The 1,518-nt window shown below is 41.4% G+C and carries 2 protein-coding genes; both read left to right on the top strand.

Annotated elements, in window-relative coordinates; all coding sequences use genetic code 11:
• Positions 1-329: 329 nt before the first annotated feature.
• Positions 330-1,109 (top strand): class II aldolase/adducin family protein, encoded by a 780-nt coding sequence (locus tag JMX48_RS13945; RefSeq protein WP_201538769.1) that lies wholly within the window; start codon positions 330-332, stop codon positions 1,107-1,109.
• Positions 1,110-1,165: 56 nt separating this feature from the next.
• The gene (locus JMX48_RS13940; protein ID WP_201538768.1) at positions 1,166-1,444 is read left to right on the top strand and encodes a DUF6282 family protein; all 279 of its coding nucleotides are present in this window, start codon (positions 1,166-1,168) and stop codon (positions 1,442-1,444) included.
• The last annotated feature ends 74 nt before the right edge of the window (positions 1,445-1,518 follow it).

Below are 1,518 nucleotides of genomic sequence, written 5' to 3'. Positions count from 1 at the left end.
TTCTTGGTCATGGTAAACTCCTGTGAATATGCTTAGTTTACCAAGTTTATCTCTACGGTTTCTTCAGCATAGCTCATACTGATTGGCTGTGGCAATGATGAAACGGGCTAGTACATACTGGATTCTACCGTCAGGTTGTATAACTAAAACTTCCAAGTTTACTTCTACGGTTCCTCTAGCATAGCTCAGTCCTGATGTAGTTGACTAAACCATGAGTCGTTATTTAAATAATTATTGATATTCATAAGTGTCATGTTTTTGACAGATTTGACTTTATAAAATGGTGTAAAGTAAACATTCGTGATATCTAAACAATAAAGGACTATACGATGCAAACGACTATAAAAACTAATCCAACATCGAGTGTACAGCACAATGTGAGCGACCAAAAGTGGCAGATGCGCGTAAATCTGGCAGCTTGTTACCGCATGGTTGCTTCTTACGGTTGGGATGATCTGGTATTCACACATATCTCCGCGCGTGTCCCAGATACAGACGATGAATTTTTGATTAATCCTTACGGTATGTTGTTTGAAGAGATCACTGCCTCCAGTTTGGTAAAAGTTAATAAAGCGGGCGAAAAAGTAATGCTATCCGAGTTCGATGTTAATCCAGCAGGATTTATCATTCATAGTGCCGTACATGAAGCTCGAGATGACGCCCATTGCGTGATCCATCTGCATACTAGCGATGGCGTGGCGGTCTCAGCGCAAGAGCAAGGATTATTGCCCATCTCACAGCAGTCATTATTCCCATTATCTAATTTGGCGTACCATGATTACGAAGGCGTTGCTTTAAACCCGGAAGAAAAAGTTCGTCTGGTCGCTGACTTGGGCGGTGCTAATTCCATGATTTTGCGTAATCACGGGCTACTAACTTGTGCGCATACGGTCGCTGATGCTTTTTTAAATATGTATATTCTACAAAAATCCTGCGAGATCCAAATCAAAGCGCAGAGTGGGGGCGCTGCATTGACGCCGATACCGGCACAAATATTGGCCGGTATCCAAGCTGCATCAGAGCAAGTGACCAAAGGCGCGAATGGCGATATCGCTTGGCCTGCTTTATTAAGAAAATTACGCCGTACTGACCCATCATTTGAGGAGTAAGTCTCTAATGATAACTCTGGATGAGGGGCAACGGTAGAAGCAATACGAATCAATTCATGGCTATCCTAGTGCGAGTTGGGATTGATTTCAATACCGTTGATCAGCTATGTGATTTTTTAGACGTGCAGGTAAAACAAAACGATTGGGAACTACTTGAAGATGCTAAGCAAGCAACAATGCATGGCATTGTAATCAAATTACATGAATCACAAACTTACGATAGAGCTACTTTGTTAAATTTAAAGCAAAAGGACGTGAAGGTCATATGTGGTTTAGTACTAAATCATTTCAGCGGGGGACTTAACCCATTTACTGTAGATGCTGTTATTCAATAGACCTCTTGCAAAAGTAGCAGAGTATTTTACAATAACTAATCGACTCACAACTGGCTAGGAACCATGCCAAACAT

Origin of the sequence: Psychrobacter immobilis, from assembly GCF_904846225.1 — a bacterium.
Classification (GTDB): domain Bacteria; phylum Pseudomonadota; class Gammaproteobacteria; order Pseudomonadales; family Moraxellaceae; genus Psychrobacter; species Psychrobacter immobilis_F.
The sequence above is the reverse complement of the archived record's forward strand: the minus strand, read 5'-3'. Positions and strand labels throughout refer to the sequence as shown.